At 36.6% G+C, this 20,325-nt stretch carries 10 protein-coding genes and 2 pseudogenes; 4 read left to right on the forward strand and 8 right to left on the reverse strand.

The annotated features are described in order from the left end of the window. Positions 1-26 precede the first annotated feature (26 nt). Together P3F56_RS09955 and acnB are read right to left on the reverse strand one after the other, a co-directional pair. A pseudogene (locus P3F56_RS09955) lies at positions 27-927 on the reverse strand (protochlorophyllide reductase). 1,557 nt (positions 928-2,484) lie between these two features. Next, on the reverse strand, positions 2,485-5,064 hold the full coding sequence (acnB, locus tag P3F56_RS09960) for a bifunctional aconitate hydratase 2/2-methylisocitrate dehydratase (protein ID WP_281152693.1): 2,580 nt from the start codon (positions 5,062-5,064) through the stop codon (positions 2,485-2,487). Positions 5,065-5,728: 664 nt separating this feature from the next. Here acnB and P3F56_RS09965 point away from each other — a divergent pair. The 3 genes and pseudogenes from P3F56_RS09965 to P3F56_RS09975 form a co-directional block, all read left to right on the forward strand. Continuing rightward, positions 5,729-7,048: pseudogene (locus P3F56_RS09965) on the forward strand (arginine dihydrolase); the annotation flags it as partial. 1,389 nt (positions 7,049-8,437) lie between these two features. Then, the gene (locus P3F56_RS09970) at positions 8,438-8,554 is read left to right on the forward strand and encodes a photosystem II reaction center protein I (RefSeq protein WP_281152694.1); all 117 of its coding nucleotides are present in this window, start codon (positions 8,438-8,440) and stop codon (positions 8,552-8,554) included. A gap of 131 nt (positions 8,555-8,685) precedes the next feature. Next, positions 8,686-11,220, forward strand: a complete 2,535-nt coding sequence (locus tag P3F56_RS09975) for a DUF3769 domain-containing protein (protein WP_281152695.1) — start codon at positions 8,686-8,688, stop codon at positions 11,218-11,220. A 298-nt stretch (positions 11,221-11,518) separates the two neighbouring features. On the opposite strand, the gene P3F56_RS09980 is transcribed toward P3F56_RS09975, so the two are convergent. From P3F56_RS09980 to aroC, 6 genes are all read right to left on the reverse strand, one after another. Further along, a complete protein-coding gene (locus P3F56_RS09980; protein WP_281152696.1) occupies positions 11,519-12,403 on the reverse strand; it encodes a sigma-70 family RNA polymerase sigma factor in 885 nt (294 codons plus the stop codon). A gap of 519 nt (positions 12,404-12,922) precedes the next feature. Further along, positions 12,923-13,702 (reverse strand): photosystem II S4 domain protein, encoded by a 780-nt coding sequence (locus P3F56_RS09985; protein ID WP_281152697.1) that lies wholly within the window; start codon positions 13,700-13,702, stop codon positions 12,923-12,925. 205 nt (positions 13,703-13,907) lie between these two features. After that, on the reverse strand, positions 13,908-14,228 hold the full coding sequence (locus P3F56_RS09990; RefSeq protein ID WP_281152698.1) for a hypothetical protein: 321 nt from the start codon (positions 14,226-14,228) through the stop codon (positions 13,908-13,910). Between the two features lie 55 nt (positions 14,229-14,283). Further along, on the reverse strand, positions 14,284-15,264 hold the full coding sequence (locus P3F56_RS09995) for a GHMP family kinase ATP-binding protein (RefSeq protein ID WP_281152699.1): 981 nt from the start codon (positions 15,262-15,264) through the stop codon (positions 14,284-14,286). Beyond that, positions 15,258-15,992, reverse strand: a complete 735-nt coding sequence (locus tag P3F56_RS10000; protein WP_281152700.1) for a nucleotidyltransferase family protein — start codon at positions 15,990-15,992, stop codon at positions 15,258-15,260. Before P3F56_RS10000 ends, P3F56_RS09995 begins: the two co-directional genes overlap by 7 nt. A 36-nt stretch (positions 15,993-16,028) precedes the next feature. Next, on the reverse strand, positions 16,029-17,117 hold the full coding sequence (gene aroC / locus P3F56_RS10005; protein WP_281152701.1) for a chorismate synthase: 1,089 nt from the start codon (positions 17,115-17,117) through the stop codon (positions 16,029-16,031). A gap of 381 nt (positions 17,118-17,498) precedes the next feature. On the opposite strand from aroC, the gene sir reads away from it, so the two are divergent. Beyond that, positions 17,499-19,433, forward strand: a complete 1,935-nt coding sequence (sir, locus tag P3F56_RS10010; protein WP_281152702.1) for a sulfite reductase, ferredoxin dependent — start codon at positions 17,499-17,501, stop codon at positions 19,431-19,433. Positions 19,434-20,325: the final 892 nt, after the last annotated feature.

A 20,325-nucleotide genomic window follows, 5' to 3' on the forward strand; every position in this document is an offset into this window, starting at 1 on the left:
CAACCAAAAACCCTCCCTATCGAAAATCAAGTAAGTCCTACTAATTTTGTACTAGAACCCGAAAAACGCTCGGCATTTTCATTGTCCTTAGCTTGGGGAGAAACCTTTTGGACAAAAGGTTTTTCCCCAACTCCAATAGGCTACTGATTGATTATATTCAGGAGCAGTGACAACTTTGGCTACCCGTTCTCCGGCTAATTCTTCAGAAACAAATCTTTTAGTAATATATTTTTGGAACAAAGGGAAAAGTTTTTGAAACAGGGGATAATGGTTACGGAAAAGAGCGGTAGTAGTCACACATCCAGAATCAAGAAAACTAAAAGTAATTTCAGTTGACTCAATAATACCGTCGATGTAATTCTCGCATGCTCAGAACATTACACACTTTACTGTCTTTATAGGCTTTCCCATCAATCATGGAATATGGTTCTTTAAAGCATTGTATAAACTCTTGAAGCTCTCCTAAGTCGAGTCGTGGTAGAATTTTTCACCTAATTCATCGGGATTGTGGCTAACGTTTCCTAAAATAACCAGTCTGGGTTCTGAAGATAGTGAGTGCTTGAGATGGGTTAACATCAAGTTAGATAGGAGAAAATGTCCAAAATGGTTGGTAGTCATGGTTAACTCATACTCTTAAGATGATCGCAAGGGTTCTTTGACTAATGGCATCTGAATGACTGTATTACACAATAAAGCGTCTAAAGATTGCCCAGTATCCGAAAAAGTTTCTGCAAACCATCGAAGACTCCCCAAGCTTTCTAGGTTAATAGGTAAGACGGTGTAGCTGTCTTGAGGGATGCCTATTTCCTGGGCTGCTTTATAGGTTTTCTCTAAATTACGACAGGCAATGACAACGTGGCAATTCCACTTTTGAGTGAGGGCTTTCGTTGCGTGTAACCCGATTCCTGACGAAGCCCCTATGATAATTACAGTTTTTTGAGTTTATTTCGTTTACTTTGACACTTCGTCAATTGAAAGTTGTTCTTTTACAGCTAATCTTATACCACTTAACCATAGGTCTTCATTCTAGGGTGATCGTTGGGACAAATGTTCATCAGCTTAACAAGTATATTTATTTAGTGGTTTAGAAAATATCAAAGGCACACTATTTGCTCGTAAATTCAGTATATTTACGAGTTTCAGAATCATAAAAGTCTAAAAAATTGTCTTTAGGGATAGCTTATTTTAATAATTTAATTGCAATACCTTAGTAGTTAGACATAAATAAGTAATGCTATATCAAACATTACTTAGAAATTAAATAAACTATTAATTTATACTATTTCTTGACCTAAAATACTTAACACTAATATCTCTATTGAGAGAAACTATTTTTACATTAAACTTTGTTTTTTAACATAGAATTTAATATTTTTTTATTTAGTTTAAATGGTTAAATTGTTATTTAAGTAAAGATGTTTATTTATATTAATAATAATTTTTATTAAAAAATAATTATTTTTTAGAAAATTACAATTACCTAATATTGTAGCTACAAAAAAATCCTTAAATTATTATCTAATAATAGAAAAGCGTAAATCAGATCTACCTTCTAACCCTAAATTTAGAGAAGGTTTAGTAAGTAAATATAGATAAGCAATCAGAAGTTATTTAACTCTAGTAAAGAGAAGTTAACAAAAAAGTCAGAAAAACTTAAATTTTTAAAAATATTCTATCTGAAATAGATTTTCAAATTTGTCATTAACTGGGTTAATTAAATAACCTTTAAAAGATAGAATTTTATTCATAAATTTATCTTTTTTAGCCTCTTTTATAAGAAAGAATTATTTAGAGTTATTGTTGATTTAATCTTTCAAAGAAAAATCCATCCTCGGTCTCCAAACAGTTTAAAAATTAAATTTTGCTTTAATTAAAGAACAAATTAACGGTCATTTATGTTGACTAAAATTAATTGTAAAGCTAATTATTTGCTATAAACTAATTTCTATTATTTATCATTTGCAAGTCTGTAAAAAACAGGACATTAACAGTATGAACAAAGTTATTATATTCACAATACGATTATTGCTGACTAGATTAGAAAATGTTTTTTTTGCAACGAAAAAATATGTTCTGTAATGTTTAAAATTATTTAAAGGTCAGATATTTTAACCTTTAAATAATTTTAATGGTCATAATATCTGACCTTCTCTTAAACGAAAAAATCATCTTCTTTCTCCAATAAATACTGTCAATCAAGGAACAGAATGACAATACTATTCAAATCTTTGATACAAATCATATAGATCACAAAATACTTGAATCAAGATCGAGACGTGATTTTATATTCATAGCACCGAATCTAAACAAATGCTGCTCCTGGGATAGATCTGCTGCTTATTTGTCTATCCCCAAATTTTCTTTAAACTTATGTTGATTAATGTTGCACCTATATATCTTAATAATAAGACGGACATTACCCGCCCTATTATTCTAACTTAAAGCTCCTTCTGGAATACCTAAAATATCTTCAATCTTGGGTATTTATTGTAACGGAATAACCTGTCCCTCGTCTTCAAAACCTTCAATTTTATTGAAATTTAAATAACAATATAATTGACTAGAAAAGGGCTCAATTTTTTCTGTGATAATGGTCATGTATTCCTCAACTGTTGGAATTTTTCCTAACAAGGCACACACCGCAGCCAATTCTGCAGAACCAAGGTAAACCTGAGCCCCTTTACCCATACGGTTATTAAAGTTGCGGGTAGAAGTAGAAAACACCGTTGTGTTATCTTCTACACGTGCTTGATTTCCCATACAGAGAGAACATCCAGGTACTTCTGTTCGCGCACCAACAGCTGTAAAAATATCATAAATACCTTCTTCCCGTAGCTGTTTTTCATCCATTCGAGTTGGGGGACAAATCCATAGACGCACGTGTAAACCGCTATTTCCTCCTATTTTTTTTCCTTTTAAAATCCTAGCAGCAGCGCGATAATGTCCAATATTTGTCATACAAGAACCGATGAATACCTCATTTATTTTTTTCCCTGAACATTTGGACATTAATTTAACATTATCTGGGTTATTTGGTGCAGCAACAATAGGTTCTTTTATCTCACTTAGATTGACTTCAATAGTATCTGCATATTCAGCATTTTTGTCTGCTTCCAACAATACAGGGTCTTTCAACCATTGTTCCATTTTTTCCGCACGACGCACCAAAGTTTTAGAGTCTTGATAACCTCGCGCAACCATATTTTTAATTAGGGCAACATTGGACTGTAAATATTCAGTAATAGTCCCTTTTCCTAACTTAATAGTAGATCCTGCACAAGACCTTTCTGCCGTAGCATCTGTTAATTCAAATGCTTGTTCAACCTTCAAATCCGGTAAACCTTCCATCTCCATAATACGGCCATTGAAAACATTAATTTTTTTCTCTTTATCAACGGTTAATTTACCTTCTTGCATGGCTACCCAAGGAATAGCATTAACAATGTCCCGTAAGGTTACCCCAGGTTGTAATTCCCCGGTAAACTTAACCAACACTGATTCTGGCATATCCAAGGGCATCACCCCTAATGCGGCTGCAAATGCAACTAACCCTGAACCTGCTGGGAAAGATATACCCAAGGGGAAGCGAGTATGGGAGTCACCGCCAGTCCCTACTGTATCGGGTAATAACATTCGGTTTAACCAAGAGTGAATGATACCATCCCCAGGATGCAACGCAACCCCCCCACGGGTTGAGAAAAAGTCCGGCAACTCTTTATGAATTTTGACATCGACAGGTTTGGGATAAGCGGCAGTATGACAGAAACTTTGTAGAGTTAAGTCTGCATTGAATCCTAAACAGGCTAACTCTTTTAATTCATCACGGGTCATAGGTCCTGTTGTATCTTGAGAACCTACAGTCGTCATCATGGGTTCGCAAGAATCCCCTGGACGAACCCCGGGTAAACCGCAAGCTTTACCCACTATTTTTTGTGCTAAAGTAAACCCTGGTTTCTCCCCGTCTTCAATAGAGGGGAGAGGACGAATAAAAATAGTGCTAGGTTCAAGTCCCAATGCATGACGAGTTTTATCAGTTAACGCGCGTCCAATAAGTAAGGGAATACGTCCCCCTGCGCGTACTTCGTCTAAAATGGTTTCAGGTTTAGGCATGAAGGTTGCAATAATTTTTTCTGCTCCGTTAGTAATTTCTCCTTTGTAGGGGTGGATAATGATAATGTCTCCGGTTTCCATCTCGCTGACATTGCATTCAATAGGAAATGCACCGGAGTCTTCAGCCGTATTGAAGAAAATAGGGGAAATTTTTCCGCCAATAATGTATCCTCCTGAACGTTTGTTGGGGACAAAAGGAATATCATTTCCAATGTGCCATAAAACAGAATTGATGGCAGACTTACGGGAGGAACCAGTTCCAACAACATCCCCTACGTAAGCAACAGGATGGCCTTTATCTTTGAGTCTAACAATAGTTTCTATTCCCTCTGGGACAAGAGATTCTAGCATAGTTAAAGCATGTAAAGGAATGTCCGGTCTTGTGGTTGCATGAGGGGCAGGAGAAAGGTCATCGGTGTTGGTTTCTCCACAGACTTTAAAGACAATGACAATGATGGCTTCAGGGACTTTAGGTTTATTGATAAACCAGGAAGCATTAGACCAAGCATCGATGACTTGTTTAGCGTAGGAATTAGTTTCTGATAATTCTAAGACTTCATTAAACGCATCGAAGACTAAAATAGTTTTACTTAATGCGGTGACTGCTGCTGATGCTAAGTTACTGTCAGGAGATTTGAGCAAGCCGACCAATGATTGTACATTATAGCCCCCCATCATGGTTCCTAATAAGTCCACTGCTCCTTGAGGGGAGATTATAGGACAGGTTATTTCACCTTTAGCCACCCCTGTTAAAAATCCTGCTTTAACATAAGCCGCTTCATCTACACCAGGGGGAATTCTATCTCGTAGTAACATTAACAGTTCTTCTTTGAGTTCTTCGGGAGGACTTTTTAAAAGTTTACATAGTTGCGAAGTTTGTTCTGCTATTAAGGGTAAAGGAGGAATTCCAAGTTTTGCGCGTTCTTCCGCATGTTTATGATAACTTTCTAACATTCAGTTGTTCTCCTGCGATTTAATTCTTTATGTTTTGATGGAAACTCTTAAGGGTGATACCCTTAAGGGTATCAATTTTATTCTGTTATAATATAAATAGTTTTATTAAAAAATCTGTAAAATTGAGCTATATTTTTTTGTAGTAAAACATTACTGTTTAATACAACCAATTCTTATTTTTGAAAAGCTGAGTAATTTTGAGCACTTATTTTAACAATATTTATTAAATAGAGATGCTCATGTACAAATGATACAAAAAGTGGTAACGCTCACATGTAACCTGACATGATTTTACGACACTGTTTTATGATATAAAATATCTACTCATATACAGTGGCAATCTGGGTATTTTTTTAAAAAAAATTAACTAAATATCTTCAATTTTAAAAGGCTATTTTTTAAAAAAAACTAAATAATATAAATATTTGATGTTGTTTAATTTTTAAAGTAATTGATAACAATATCATAGAAATAGACTGAAGAAAAGTCACTCAGTAAGGCAGAATAAAAACTCGGTCTATAAAATAACTGCATTAATGTAGTAAAGCTTTTTGTGAAGAGTAAAAACGTGGTCCTGGCCACAACCACAAGCTAGTTAACAAAGATATTAAGTCATTGCGGCGGGCGGTATTTCATTTACTGATTACCTTTTGGGAAGTATTGTATGATTGATTCGATTCGTTTTCTTATGTACGATCCCGACCATTATGACGTAGATTATGTTATTAATCCATGGATGGAAGGGAACATTCATAAATCAATCCGTAATCGTGCTGTAGAACAGTGGCAAAATCTCTACCGAATCATCAAAGATCGGGCAATCGTTAATCTAATGACTCCCGAAAAAGGTTGGCCAGACATGGTATTCACTGCTAATGTAGGGTTAGTTTTAGGTGACAATGTTGTCTTGAGTCGATTCTATCACAAAGAACGCCAAGGAGAAGAACCCTACTTCAAACAATGGTTCGAGAAGAATGGTTTCACCGTGCATGAAATACCGGCCGATCTTCCCTTTGAAGGGGCAGGAGATGCTCTTTTTGACCGTAAAGGACGCTGGTTATGGGCGGGATACGGTTTTCGATCTGAACTCGACTCACACCCTTATATCGCCGAATGGTTGGATACAGAAGTCCTCTCTCTACACTTGATGGACGAGAGATTCTACCATCTAAATATTTGTTTTTGTCCTCTCAGTGGCGGTTATTTGCTCTATTATCCCCCTGCTTTTGATGCTTACTCGAACCGCCCTCATAGAGACGCGAATACCTGCACAAAACCGTCTTCTTGTTGAAGATCCTGATGCGATAACCTATGCCTGCAACGCAGTTGACATTAATTCAAGCATCATTATGAATAGAATTAGTGATGAACTCGAAAAACGTTTAACAGATGTGGGTTTTGAAGTTGTGCAAACCTCTTTAACAGAATTTCTCAAAGCGGGGGGAGCGGCTAAATGTTTGACACTAAGAGTAACAGAATCGTCCTAAACTACGTTTACGCTAACCAACTTATCGAAAACTGTATTATTTAACTGCAAGGTTGTCTTCTCGATGCAGGGGTGATTGATAACCCTATTAACTGAATTGTGGAAAATTTGGGCAGCTTCAAGATTATGAACTTTAATTGAGAAGTCGAACGCTGAAGTGCGAGAGTACTCAGTCCCTTGCCGTGAGATCATATAAGAAATTATGATAGGGTAAATCGACTTCGGTGCAGTCGTCTATCCTCAAGAAATTTTTGAGGTTAATATGGAAATTGTGACTCAAGAGGTAGTCGCACCTGAGACTTTTATATCAGTACTATCTATCCCACCCAATTGTAGATTAAGTATGAATAGATTGGATTCAAACATTGATGGATGGATGCTGCTATTGTGGTTCAGTCCATCAAAATTGGAGCTATTACTAAATGTAAGTTAATACTGGATCTCAAAGTTGGCGATTACGTTATGGTAGAGGTCGATGGTATTCGTACAGTCTGTCAAACCTAAAAAATGGAAACCTGCAGCACAAAATAGGAATTTATTTTGATAAGAGCGGGTGTCTCGAGTGAACGCTAGGTAGAATTGTTAGTCGAATTGTAAATGCATTAAATACGGTATAAAAATCGTAAATTTACGTTAAATCAAGGTAATACAGTGATTCATACTGATGTAATGAAATACATCGTCGAACAAGCTCGGAACCCCTTTATGGGTTAATAAACAACGGTAATTTCCTGTAATCACCTCTTATAAGAAAATTTAATTATAAAATATATAATTTAAAATTCAGCTTAGATTTCTATTTTTGAGAATATCTATTTGTTTATCACGTGGCTTATTATTGAACAATTTTTAAACCTAAAAAATGATAATTATCATATCTGTTTTAGGTAATGTATATTTTTTTATAAAAAATGTGCTGGAAGATATCTAGGTGAGATTTGTATTTAAATTTAGGTTTAAAAAATCAGAAAAATAATTAATATTAAATCTACCATAATTAAATATGTAGTGCAGAAAATAAGTAGCAGATTAAAATGATGTATAAAGTGTGAACAATTATTAGATTCAATTGTAAAGTACAATAATTATTGTAAGCTTATTACAAGCAATTAAAATTATATATACCTAAATATATTAGACCTATTTAATAGTTAGATATAATATTTTGTTACTAGAATAGTAGTGTTGAATTGCTTAATGACGCTGATTTTATGATCTTTAATGTCAGAACAAGAAAATTACATAGAACCACAAAAAATATAGTTTTACTGATTTAAAACCAGAAATTAATAAATATTAATTAATAAACATTAATATATTAACCTATGAGTTCTTAATATCTAAAACAGCAGCATATTCTAATTATCTAAATTAGCAATACATATCTTTGCCTATTTTTTGCGGAAAACTGGTTAATTAACCTAACAAAAAAATAAGATATCTAATATTTAATAAACTTCATTATAATTAATATTTTTTATATATAAAATTGATGTTTGACAAAAGAAATAAAAAGTAAATCAAGTTTGAATCATAGGTTTTTTTGAAAAAATCGCATACATATTAAGAATATTGATATATATAAATAAAAACAGCGTTAAACTGAAAAAGCGTTGGTATAGTTCAATAAAAAAAATATCTAATTAACCAAAAACTAAAATTGGTAAAATTAGGAATTTTTTTGAAGTTAAATAAAAGTTGTTGGTATCTTGTGATCTCAACAACCTCGGTTAAGTTTGACCACTCTATCACTGTGTCACTGCGTGACTTCATCAGTCCGTTCCCCTCTGATCCTTTCCAACTCGATCACAAAATGCGATAAAGTTAGCAGGATGAAACGTTTATTTTGGAACTGGAGTCTATATTTAATCAGGAGATTCAAATAAGATGCTAACCATAAAAATTGCAGTTTATATAGTCGTTGCCTTATTCATTTCTGTGTTTGTCTTCGGCTTTATATCGAGTGACCCAACTCGTAACCCTAGACGGAAAGATTCCGAGTAAGCATAATTTGACTGTGTTAACTTAGGTGATTAAGACGACAGGGGCGAGGTACGGCTCGTCCCGAGCGTTCTTCTGCTGAGTCACGCTGCAGGTAGCAATTGACCCCTTAAGCTTGATTTTTATCGAACAAGATGCCCCCATTCGTTCCGCCACCTAATCCGCCCGCGCTAATCCAACCTATGGCCCTTGACTCCCAAGGCAATCGCCTGGAGATTCTGACTGAAGGATTGTCCACTCACCTCCTCCTTGGGAAACGTCCCCCCCTTATTTCTCAAATCCCAATTTTAATGTTCGAACCTCCACCATTGAAGTTGTCTGAAAAAATCCCAACGACAAAACCACCTGGAGTTATTGAATTTTATCTGTCTGACCCCAAAGAGATTCCTACTAAGTCTTTACTCCCTAATCCTTCATCTGAAGACAATAATGCTGGGGCATTAGGAGGTCCGATTTCTGTTGGTCAACCTTCTTCAACAAAAATTACATCAACAGCGGTTAATCCAGTTGTTGACCTAGTCTTTGGGCTAAATCGAAGTCATGACAGCCTCTCAAATACAGTCCATCGTATCGTTACCCGTAAACGAGGAGGACCAATACGAGAATTTAGGATTCTAACCTCTTCTACACCGAAAGGACAAGGACCCTCTATAAGTCAACAAGCATTGGAAATTATTCCTGAATTCTCACCAGAGCTAGATACCTCCTCAATTCCAGAAGAAGCCATAGGGGTGGTGGAATTAATTGCTGATCGTCAGGAATATGATTCTAAACAACAGGTAGTCTACGCCGAAGGCAATGTGGTAATGCGCTTTGCTAATGGGGTTCTATTAGCAAAGCGCCTGCGCGTTAACCTCCCCGATCAATTTGTTGTCGCCGAGGGAGAAGTGGTACTTGAACGGGGAGAACAAACCCTACGCGGAGAAAAGTTTGAGTATTATTTTGTGCAGGATCAAGGGGTGGTCTTCAACGCCAATGGAGAGATTTATCAACCTACAACAGGGAAAGACTTTTCGCCAGGATTACCCAACGATTCCACTAATGATCTTATTCCCAACCAAACCTTAAATGAACGCCTCGCGGTCAATCAACCTCTACAACGAATCACCACTACTGAAGGGTTTCGTTTCGGAACTTCTTTTGATTTTGGAAAGGAAGCCTTAGGACTAGGAACTGATGTTTCTAATTTACCAGCGGCCCAAGTGCCGCCTAAAGGAGGACAAATCAATCGCATCCGCTTCCAAGCCGAACGAATGGAATTTGATGGAGATGGATGGAGTGCCACTAATGCTCGTTTAACTAATGATCCCTTCTCCCCCCCTGAGTTAGAAATTAGAGCAGAAACAGCAACATTTCGCAATATTGCCCCTTTGGTAGATGAAGTAAAATTGACTAACTCACGAGTAGTGCTCGATCAAACAAATTCCTTTCCCACCCAAGATCGGTTGATTTTAGATCGACGTGATCGCCAACCTGGGGTAATTTCTTTTGGCTATGATGACCGCGATCGCGGAGGATTGTATGTGGAACGGGGCTTTAATCTAGTTGATAATGATACAGTCAGTTGGGAACTTAAGCCGCAATATTACATCCAAAAAGGATTATTTCCAGACAGTATTACTACAGATAATCCCAATACTGATCTATTTGATGCGGACACAGACGACATTGATGCTATTAGTCCCCCAACATTCGGACTTATTAACAGAATTGAGGCTAACTTTAGTGAGAACACTAAATTATTTTCCCGAACCTCACTGACGAGTCTGGATTTTAATAACCGCACTGAAGAACATATCCGAACGAAAACCTATTTTGAACAGAAAGTTCCCTTGTTCAGCATGGATAATGATTTGCGGTTTGAATATAATTATCGTGAACGTCTCTTTAATGGCTCCTTGGGATTTCAAACTGTCCGGGATAGTTTGGGGGTGCTTTTCGTTTCTCCTCAAATTCCTCTCGATCAGAAAGGGCTACTGCTGCTGAGTTATCAAGCATCTCTGCAAAATGTCAATGCTGACACGGATCAACTAAAGTTACTTTCCCCAATTCGAGAGAATAATCGTGTTACCCTCTTTCGTACTCAAGGGGCTGCATCGGTAAGCCGACCATTTATGTTGTGGGTGGGGAAAGCCTTACCCCCAACTTCTGGAGAAGGGCTGCGTTACACTTCTACTCCTGTGCTACCTTTTGTTCAGCTTTCCACTAGTGTGACAGGAGTGGCCAGTCTTTATGGTAATGGTGATTCTCAACCTTCGATTTCAGGCAGTATTGGAGTCTCAGGACAATTGGGCAATTTTTCCCGTCCCTTTTTCGATTATACAGGGTTTAATCTTTCCTTTAGTCAGGCATTGCGCGGAGATCCTTCTCCATTTTTATTTGATCGTTTTGCCGATCTCAAAACTATCTCTTGGGCATTAACCCAACAGCTGTATGGGCCTGTACGCTTTGGAGTTCAAAGCGCTTTAAATATCGATACTGATGATGAAATTAACACGGATTTATTTCTTGAATATAGTCGCCGTACCTATAGTATTCTCCTCCGTTACAATAGCCGTCTTCAAGTAGGTTCTATCAGCTTACGAATTAGCGACTTTAATTGGAGTGGTGATCCAGGTCCATTTGATGGGACGGGAATTCGTCCAGTTATTCAAGGAGTTCCTCGCTAATACTTTTCACTTTCAGTGTGTTTATGATGATCAAAAAGTTTTGTCATGAGATTTTTCTAGAGGTGTCGTGTCTGAATCAAATTATGCTAAGCTGAGCATTCTAACTTGATTTATAGCTATAGAATCAAATGCTCAATTAAGTTTAATCAATGAGATTCTAACCTTAGAAAGACTTAACATTACCCATTATCACATTTTAAATGAGATTAAGAGGGGAACTGATATCAATATGTGAGTCACAATTTACTCTATATGAGATGAGAGCCCCAGGTGGGCATTGCCCACCCTACAATGCTGTTCATCCTGTTAATTCTTGAAAGGGAACGGCTTTCCGTTTTAAGGTTCTCATGGCTCGATTGTTTAATTGTCGTACTCTTTCATGGCTTAACCCGCATTGTTGGCCAATTTCTTTGTAACTCATTCGTCTTCCATTTTGTAAACCATAACGTAAAGTGATAATTTCTCTCTGACTAGGAGGTAGATTGTTTAATAATTCATCAATTTTTGATTCAAGTTCTTTTTTATTTACAAAATCATTTGGTGATCTTGTTTCATCGGGTAGAATATCTTCTAATTCTGTATTATGTTCGTCCAGAACAATGTTTAAACTACGAGAGTTCGTTTTATAAGCAGCTTGGCTGACAGTTCGTAATTTCTCTAGAGGAATTTCTAGCTTTTGAGCTATTTCTTCTTCGGTAGGTTTCCGTCCTAATTCAACAGAAAGTTCCCGCAGTGTTTTCTTGATTTTATTGAGACTATCGGTGATATGAATAGGAAGACGAATGGTTCGTGCTTGTTGAGCAATCGCTCGTGTAATAGCTTGACGAATCCACCAATAAGCATAGGTAGAAAATTTATAACCCCGATCAGGATCAAATTTTTCAACCCCTTGCATTAACCCAATACTTCCTTCTTGAACTAAATCTAATAAAGATAATCCACGGTTTTGATACTTTTTAGCGATAGAAACCACTAAACGCAAGTTGGCTTTAACCATTTTTTGCTTAGCTTGTTCTCCTCTGTTGACTGTTTTTTGTTCTTCCGGAGTTAATTTTTCTTTGTCTAAAAAATACACCATTTCTTTCACCTGAGAAGCGAGGTTAAATTCCTCTTCAGGACTTAGTAAAGGGGTTCGTCCAATTTCTTGCAAATAGATACGGATGCTGTCAATTGATTTAGCCATTTTATGGTTAGTTTAGTTAGGATACGTCAGAAAATATTAAATCTGATACCTGGAGAGTTGGTTTAATTCTGGAGATGAAAGTAATTTCTATTGTCTTAACTGAATACTTGATGATGATATGTATTTTCCTGAGTCACTTTAAATCGTTTTTCCATTCCCAACTTATTTTTGAGTAATGTTTATCTCGACGATCAACGATTTAATTCGAAGACTTGAATCAAGCCGTTGAGATAACGGCTCGGCCCTGCGTTAACTTAATTCTCGCGTTAACCTAATCATATATACATAACTTAGCAAATTTTTTATGTTTTGTACAGAAGTCAAAGAGAATATCCTAGATTTTTATCAAAACATCATCCTCCTCAAATAAAGAGAAAGAGGGGAGCAATCAATTATGGCAAGAAAACAGAAATCAAGTAACTTTAAAATCTTCCTAAGACAAAAGATAGCTCTTAGAAAGACATAATATAAACAACTTTTATTTACTCTACAAAAATAGAGATTGGATTAGATTTACCCCTATTGAAATCGGGTTAGTTGAATCCGATAACGTTGTTTTCTAGTAATAGCAACTTCCCCAACTTCTAAACGGCCTTTACCTCGGACAGTAATTAAATCCCCAGATTCAACAGTATGGCTTGCCTGAGTAATGTCTTTCCAATTAACTCGTACATCTCCTGAATTAATTGCATTAGCCATTTTATTACGAGACATCCCAAAACCTGCTGAGGCGATCGCATCTAAGCGCATAGACGCTTCTACAGTCGTCATTGTCTTGGTTTTGGGGGAATGGATTTTTAATTCACTTAATGTTATTAATTCGGTTGTCACCGGAACTGAACGCACCTGAACAAGGGAAATTTCAAGAAATTTCGCCATTTCTGGAGCTACTATTAACTGTGCTCCCCGTTCTCCTAGTACTATGATATCTCCAACCTTTTCGCGGACAATTCCTGCTCCTGAAATCGCCCCTAAGAAGTCTCGATGGTTAGCAGGATCAAATAAAAAGTTTCCGGCAACACACAGAGCAGCTAGTGGAATATCGGAAGTATTCAGAGAAATTTCAGGACGAGCTATACCCACTCGTTGCCGTTCTGCTTGAGGATAGCCTCCCCATGCTACAATTTCGACTTCAGTCAATTTTTTAAACAGTCCTTGAACTTCAGCGATGACAGGAGGACAAAGAAAGTCACTGACTACGACCTCCCAAGTTTTTAAGGCTATTTCCGCTTGATCAACAATACGGGTAATCGCTTCTCGATTTTTGATCCCTTTTAATAATTTTTCTCTGGGTAACATGAACCATTAACCATTCACTATATTAGCTATATCCTTAGGTATTTTTAGAGTTACATTTTTCTAGAATTGAGGTGCTCTTATTTCTGAGTAATTAAAGATCTTTGAATCAAGATAATATACTCACTCTAATTCAATTGATCGACCACGATACGGCAAAGTGTCTTTGCTAGCAATGGATAAGCGCCAATTTAACCCCAAAAAAACGTTACCAGTTGCCCACTTCATTGCATAGCAACGCCTCCCAAAATGGAATTAGCTGGTTTTCTTGTACATCCCAAGAGATCCACTTTGGTAATAAGATCAAACAAATACCCTTCAAAAAAACGAAGGAAACTAACCAACATGCAATCATAATCGCTTGTTCTTTAACTTTACGATTGTGTATCAATGAAATAAACTCATCGACGGTTTCGTTTCCTTTTCCCAAAAGAGCAAGTTGACCAAAGGGAATGCTAGCTTTATCGATGACTGTATTGGTCTCTTCGGCTTTAATCCAATCTGAAACAACAACAATGGAATAGTTCACGATTAATGTAAGATCCAGTCAAAAATAAATTCAACAAACATAGAACGAATCTAAATTATGAAAAAATAATTTGAGAACCTGGGGCATTGATTTTGACTGAAAGTACCTCATGGTGGGTAAAAGTTTGCTTTAGGTTTTCATGCGATTCCGGAGGTGCAAAAAACAACATAAACCCTCCTGCCCCTGCCCCTAATAGTTTACCACCCCAAGCCCCTGATTCTCGACCTAATTTATAAAGATTATCAATTTCTGGGTTAGAAATTATAGTATCTAAACTGCGTTTAGCTATCCATGCTTGATGCAATAATTCTCCAAAAGCTGATAAAGGTTGATTAGTGGTTAAAATATCCCATCCTTGGTCGACCATTTTCCGCATTTTTTTTAGAATATCGATATTATTAGCAACCCGTTTTAACTGCTTAGCCACCACTTGGGATGCTTTGCGTTTAATTCCAGTAAAAACAATAAAAATATGAGATTCAAACTCTGCTAATCTTTGGGAAGATAGAGGAATTCTAGTAACAATTATATCTTCTTCAGTTCTAAACTCTATTAAGTTAAATCCCCCCATCGCTGCCATTAATTGATCTTGACATCCTACACGATCTTTAACTAAATAGCGTTCTACATAAATGGCTTCATAAGCTAAATCTAATGGCTTTACAAATTCCCCTTTAAAACTATGTAGTGCTTGGAGTAAAGATACCGTAAAAGCAGAAGAGGAACCTAACCCTGTAAACGCCGGTAAGTCAGCTACATTATGCAACTCAATATCCTTTTCTAAACCACAGAATTTTAAACATTGTTGATAAACATTATGCTCTAATTCATCAACAGTTTTAACCAATTCTACTTTTCGGTAAGACACACGAATCAAATAATCAAACAAATGACTAGGAAATGGAGTTGCTGTAACATAAGAATACTTATCAATTGAAGTCGCTAACACTGCACCTCCATGTTGTAAAAAATATTCAGGATAATCGGTTCCGCCTCCAAAAAAACTAATTCTAACTGGTGCGCGTGAAATTAGCATGGGTTAAGTAGTTGGCTAAAGTTTTCTAAGATAAAAGCTTCTGCTCTGGGTAAAGTTTCAGGAGTTCCAATATCTAAAAAAGGAGCTTTAATTTGATGTACTTTAATTGATTTTTTTTTCTTGAGCAATGCCGGAAAAACGTCATATTCAAAACTTAGGGGAAGCTTTGATGGAAACTTCTCTAAAACTTGATGACGAAATAAATAAACTCCGCCGTTAATAATTCCTGCACCTTGGCATTTTTCAGCAAAACTTATAAGATTTTCTGATTTATCAATCACTAAGGAACCATAACGAGAAGTGTCTTCTACAGATACCCCTAAAATCACTCCATCAACTTCATATTTATCTAAATAACTTATCATTTTGTTGAATTGGGCAACGATTAGAGAATCTCCATTCATCACTAACCATGCATCAGAAGAAATGTTAGTTTGCTCAACTCCATTAAGAAAACCGCCTGCAGTTCCTAACGGTTGTTTTTCTTGGCAACAATAAACCTCTATGTCTAGGACAGGCTGATTTTGAAAATGTTCCTCAATTACTTTTGATAAATAACCTGTTGAGATAATATTTTTGGTGATCCCTTGAGATTTAAGATATCTTAAAATCCATTCTAAAAAAGGTTTATTAGCGACAGAAGCCATAGGTTTAGGCACGTTTGGAAGCAAATGTTTAACTCGCGTTCCATACCCTCCGGCTAGAATAACTGATGTAATCTTCCTCATGCTTCAACCATCAACATATTGACTATTAACCATTAACTAAATCACTCCACATTGTCCCTGTTGACGCAAGAGATGATCACATAAGACTAAAGCGACCATTGATTCCACCATCGGAACAGCGCGAGGTAACACACAAGGATCATGTCTTCCCTTTGCAGCCAGTGTAGTTTCTTTGCCTATTTTACTCACCGTTTTTTGTTCTTTTCCAATAGTTGCTGTAGGTTTAAAAGCCACCCGAATAATGATATTTTCTCCGTTACTAATTCCCCCTTGAATTCCACCAGAATGGTTAGTAGTAGTGCGAATACTTCCACTTCCGTCGGTATAAAATTCGTCGTTATGTTCACTTCCGGTTAATAGGGTCCCGGAAAACCCTGAGCCAATTTCAAAGCCTTTACTCGCTGGAAGAGACATCACTCCTTTGGCTAAATCTGCTTCTAACTTATCAAAAACAGGCTGTCCTAGCCCTTTGGGAACCTTGCGCGCAACGCACTCAACTACTCCACCGACAGAATTCTTATCTCGTTGAGTTTGATTAATCAAATCAATCATTTTTTTTGCGGTTTCTTCATCAGGACAACGTACAATGTTGTTTTCTACTTCTTCTAGTGTAACTGTTGACGGATCAATGATACCTTCGAAGTTTTTTATCCGCTTAACATAACCGACAATTTCCACATTGGCTACTTGTTTGAGAATTTTTTTTGCGATTGCCCCGGCAGCCACTCGCCCAATGGTTTCTCTTGCTGAAGCTCTTCCTCCTCCTTGCCAGTTACGAATTCCATATTTCGCTTCGTAGGTTGCATCTGCATGGGAGGGACGGAATTTCATGGCCATTTCATCATAATCTTGCGATCGCGCATCTTTATTTCGAACTAAAATAGTTATGGGGGTTCCTAGGGTTTTCCCTTCAAAAACTCCTGATATAATCTCACAGGTATCGGTTTCTTTCCGAGGGGTAGTAATCTTACTTTGGCCAGGACGACGACGATCCAAGTCAACCTGAACGTCAGCTTCGGATACTTCTAAGCGTGGAGGACAACCATCAATAACAACTCCAACCCCTCCACCGTGGGACTCGCCAAAGGTGGTAATGCGGAATAAATGTCCAAAGGTATTACCCATGTAATGTAATGCCTGTTAACTAGTGTTTGTTAAGTTTGATGGTCTTATTCTCTAGTCTAAAGTAGGAAATAGCCAATAGGCAAGGTAAAGCAAGGTAAAAGTAAAAAAAGAGAAGTTAATTTATGGTAAATATTACAGAGAATAAAGAGTCTAAAAATATTTTTTATTTTAAAAAATAGTTGCTTCTCTATTAGAAAATTTCCCCTAATTTAGGGAAAATAATTATATAAGTAATTCAAGGTAATGTCTGCATAAAAACCGTCATCTTTTTTAAAGAATTAGTAGGTATTAATAACGTTAAAATATAAGTATATAAACTATAATCTAACTTAGCTTAAGGGCGAGAAGCTCCAAATTTGTTCCTCGTTTAATTTTATAGAAATGGTCAATACTTCAGTCTCACCCACCGGGAAAATATCTAAGCTAGAAGCAATTAAGGAAAAGAGTAACTTTCTAAGAGAACCTCTAGCTACAGAACTTTTAGAAGAGACGACTCATTTTACAGAAAATGCTGTTCAAATTCTCAAATTTCATGGATCCTATCAACAGGATAACCGAGATAATCGAGTTAAAGGACAAGAAAAAGACTATCAAATGATGTTGCGGACTCGCAACCCTGGAGGGTTTATCCCACCTGAACTTTATCTAACCCTTGATCGCCTCAGTGATGAATATGGAAACCATACCTTACGGGTGACAACACGCCAGGGATTTCAACTTCATGGTATCTTGAAGAAGAATCTTAAAGCGGCAGTGTCAGCAATTGTAAAAAATATGGGGTCAACCCTTGGAGCTTGTGGAGACCTCAACCGCAACGTTATGGCTCCTCCTGCACCGTTTAAAAATCGCCCTGAGTACCAATACACCTGGGAATACGCTGAGAAAATTGCTGATTTGCTCAGACCTCAGACTGAAGCCTATTATGAGATTTGGCTTGATGGAGAAAAAATCCTCAGTGTGGAAGAGTCCCCCGAAGTGGTGGCTGCCCGTCAATTTAATAGCAATAAAGCCATTTTTGCTGGCAAAGAGGAACCTATTTATGGGGAACATTATATGCCCCGTAAATTTAAATGTAGCGTCACTGTTCCAGGGGATAATTCCATTGATGTCTACACCCATGATGTCAGTTTAGTGGTGATGACGGACAATGAGGGAACCCTGCAAGGATTTAACATCCTGGTGGGAGGTGGCATGGGACGCACCCATAATAAAGAAGACACCTTTGCAAGGATAGCTAACCCCATCGGCTATGTAGCTAAAGAAGATGTTTATGATGCATTAAAGGCCATTGTTGCCACTCAACGGGATTACGGCGATAGAGTTCAACGTCGTCACGCTCGCATGAAATATTTGATTAATGACTGGGGAGTAGAAAAATTCCGCGCTAAAGTTGAAGAATATTTTGGTAAGTCCTTACATCCGTTTAAAACACTTCCTGAATGGAAATATCAAGACTTTTTGGGCTGGAATGAACAGGGAGATGGTCATTTATTCCTGGGGATTTCAATTGAAAATGGTCGAGTGAAAGACGAAGGAAATTTACGACTTAAAACCGCCTTACGCCACATCACCGAACAATTTAGATTACCTATGCGGTTAACAGCTAACCACAACGTTATTCTTTATGAGATTGACCCAAGTCATCAAGAGGCGATTGAAGAGATTCTACAAGATTGCGGCGTAATTACTAATTCTCAAGAAATTGATGCTTTAACCCGTTATTCGATAGCATGTCCAGCTTTACCAACTTGCGGGTTAGCCATTACTGAATCAGAACGCGTTCTACCTGGGATTATTGAGCGGATTAAAACAGTTTTATCTAAATTAAACATGGCATCAGAGGAAATTGTCATTCGGATGACTGGATGTCCCAACGGTTGTGCCCGTCCTTACATGGCTGAATTGGGATTTGTAGGAAGTGCGCCAAACACTTACCAAATTTGGTTAGGGGGAAGTCCTAATCAAACTAACCTAGCTGAACCTTACCTCCAAAAATTACTTGACAAAGACATAGAGAAATTTTTAGAGCCTCTATTTGTTTATTTTAAGCAAGAGAAGATAGGACAAGAAAGTTTTGGTCAATTTTGTCGTCGAGTTGGCTTTGAGTCTCTAAGAGCGTTTAGTAAAACTTATAAGCCCATAAAACCGCGTCGTATTCGCAAAAATCAACATCGGGTAAGTATTTCTGATGAGATGTTTGTTCAACTCAAAGCTGTATCAGAGACAGACAAACGACCGATGAATCAGATTGTTCATAAAGCGTTAGATGTTTATTTTAGTCAAGAAAAATTGGAGTCAATAGAGACAGAAGATTAAATTACAAGACTTAAGTGAGAATTCTACTGGTGGGGTCGATTGAAAAATTGATCCTGCCGTGTTTCATGACCACTCAAAATGCTATAAATAAACAATCTAGCTTACAACTTTACGAGGTAGGTTTTGGTCATAGTTTAATAACTATGAGATATACTCCTCAAGATAATGCTAACTAATAAATTCTTTGTCAATCCTTAAATCTAGCTAATATAGAAGGTGAGTTAACAGGAGATGATTCTGAACTATGACATTAGGTTTATTTGAGATAAAAGAATAAGGTGAGGAGGATTTTCTTAAAAATAAATTTCTCTGATGACTCAATCAAGAAAATACATTACTGATTTCAGTTTTAGTGCCATCACTCAAAAGGTAAATGGTATTTAAATGAAGCAGGTTGTCAACGGTCTTATTAAAGAGATAAAAATCAAACTGATTACAGAATTAAATCTTATTTCTAAATCTCTAATTTATAGTTTTTATCAACATATAACTAATTATCAATTATTCGTTAAATTGGTCATTATCGGTTAACAATAAATTTTGCAATATCATATAATAATATGTTTTAGTTTAGCAGTTTTCTAGTATCTTAGAATTAAGAATCTTATATATTAAGGCCCCTATTATTGATCAACAATTGGTATTAGTTGCAAATCTATTCAATAACGGACTATTGAAGGACTAGAAATTTAAGATAACAGTCAGCTTAACTCTTAATTTATGGGCTAAAGTGATTTAATATTTAGAAGGGAAAGATAGTTTTGATTATCTAACAAAAAAAGGGGCAATATTTGTCTAAACGCTATCCATATATCTTAAGAACACAACGAAGAATTGACTATTAATTTATCTCAAGAAGAGTATAAGAATAACTTAAAAAAGAAGAGTAGTT

The sequence above is a fragment of the cyanobacterium endosymbiont of Epithemia clementina EcSB genome, assembly GCF_029919255.1.
Classification (GTDB): domain Bacteria; phylum Cyanobacteriota; class Cyanobacteriia; order Cyanobacteriales; family Microcystaceae; genus Rippkaea.

Excerpts from the sequence above, each read along its gene's own strand:
- acnB (WP_281152693.1), bottom strand. The coding sequence starts at position 5,064 with ATGTTAGAAAGTTATCATAAACATGCGGAAGAACGCGCAAAACTTGGA.
- P3F56_RS09970 (WP_281152694.1), top strand. The coding sequence starts at position 8,438 with ATGCTAACCATAAAAATTGCAGTTTATATAGTCGTTGCCTTATTCATT.
- P3F56_RS09975 (WP_281152695.1), top strand. The coding sequence starts at position 8,686 with ATGCCCCCATTCGTTCCGCCACCTAATCCGCCCGCGCTAATCCAACCT.
- P3F56_RS09980 (WP_281152696.1), bottom strand. The coding sequence starts at position 12,403 with ATGGCTAAATCAATTGACAGCATCCGTATCTATTTGCAAGAAATTGGA.
- P3F56_RS09985 (WP_281152697.1), bottom strand. The coding sequence starts at position 13,702 with ATGTTACCCAGAGAAAAATTATTAAAAGGGATCAAAAATCGAGAAGCG.
- P3F56_RS09995 (WP_281152699.1), bottom strand. The coding sequence starts at position 15,264 with ATGCTAATTTCACGCGCACCAGTTAGAATTAGTTTTTTTGGAGGCGGA.
- P3F56_RS10000 (WP_281152700.1), bottom strand. The coding sequence starts at position 15,992 with ATGAGGAAGATTACATCAGTTATTCTAGCCGGAGGGTATGGAACGCGA.
- aroC (WP_281152701.1), bottom strand. The coding sequence starts at position 17,117 with ATGGGTAATACCTTTGGACATTTATTCCGCATTACCACCTTTGGCGAG.
- sir (WP_281152702.1), top strand. The coding sequence starts at position 17,499 with ATGGTCAATACTTCAGTCTCACCCACCGGGAAAATATCTAAGCTAGAA.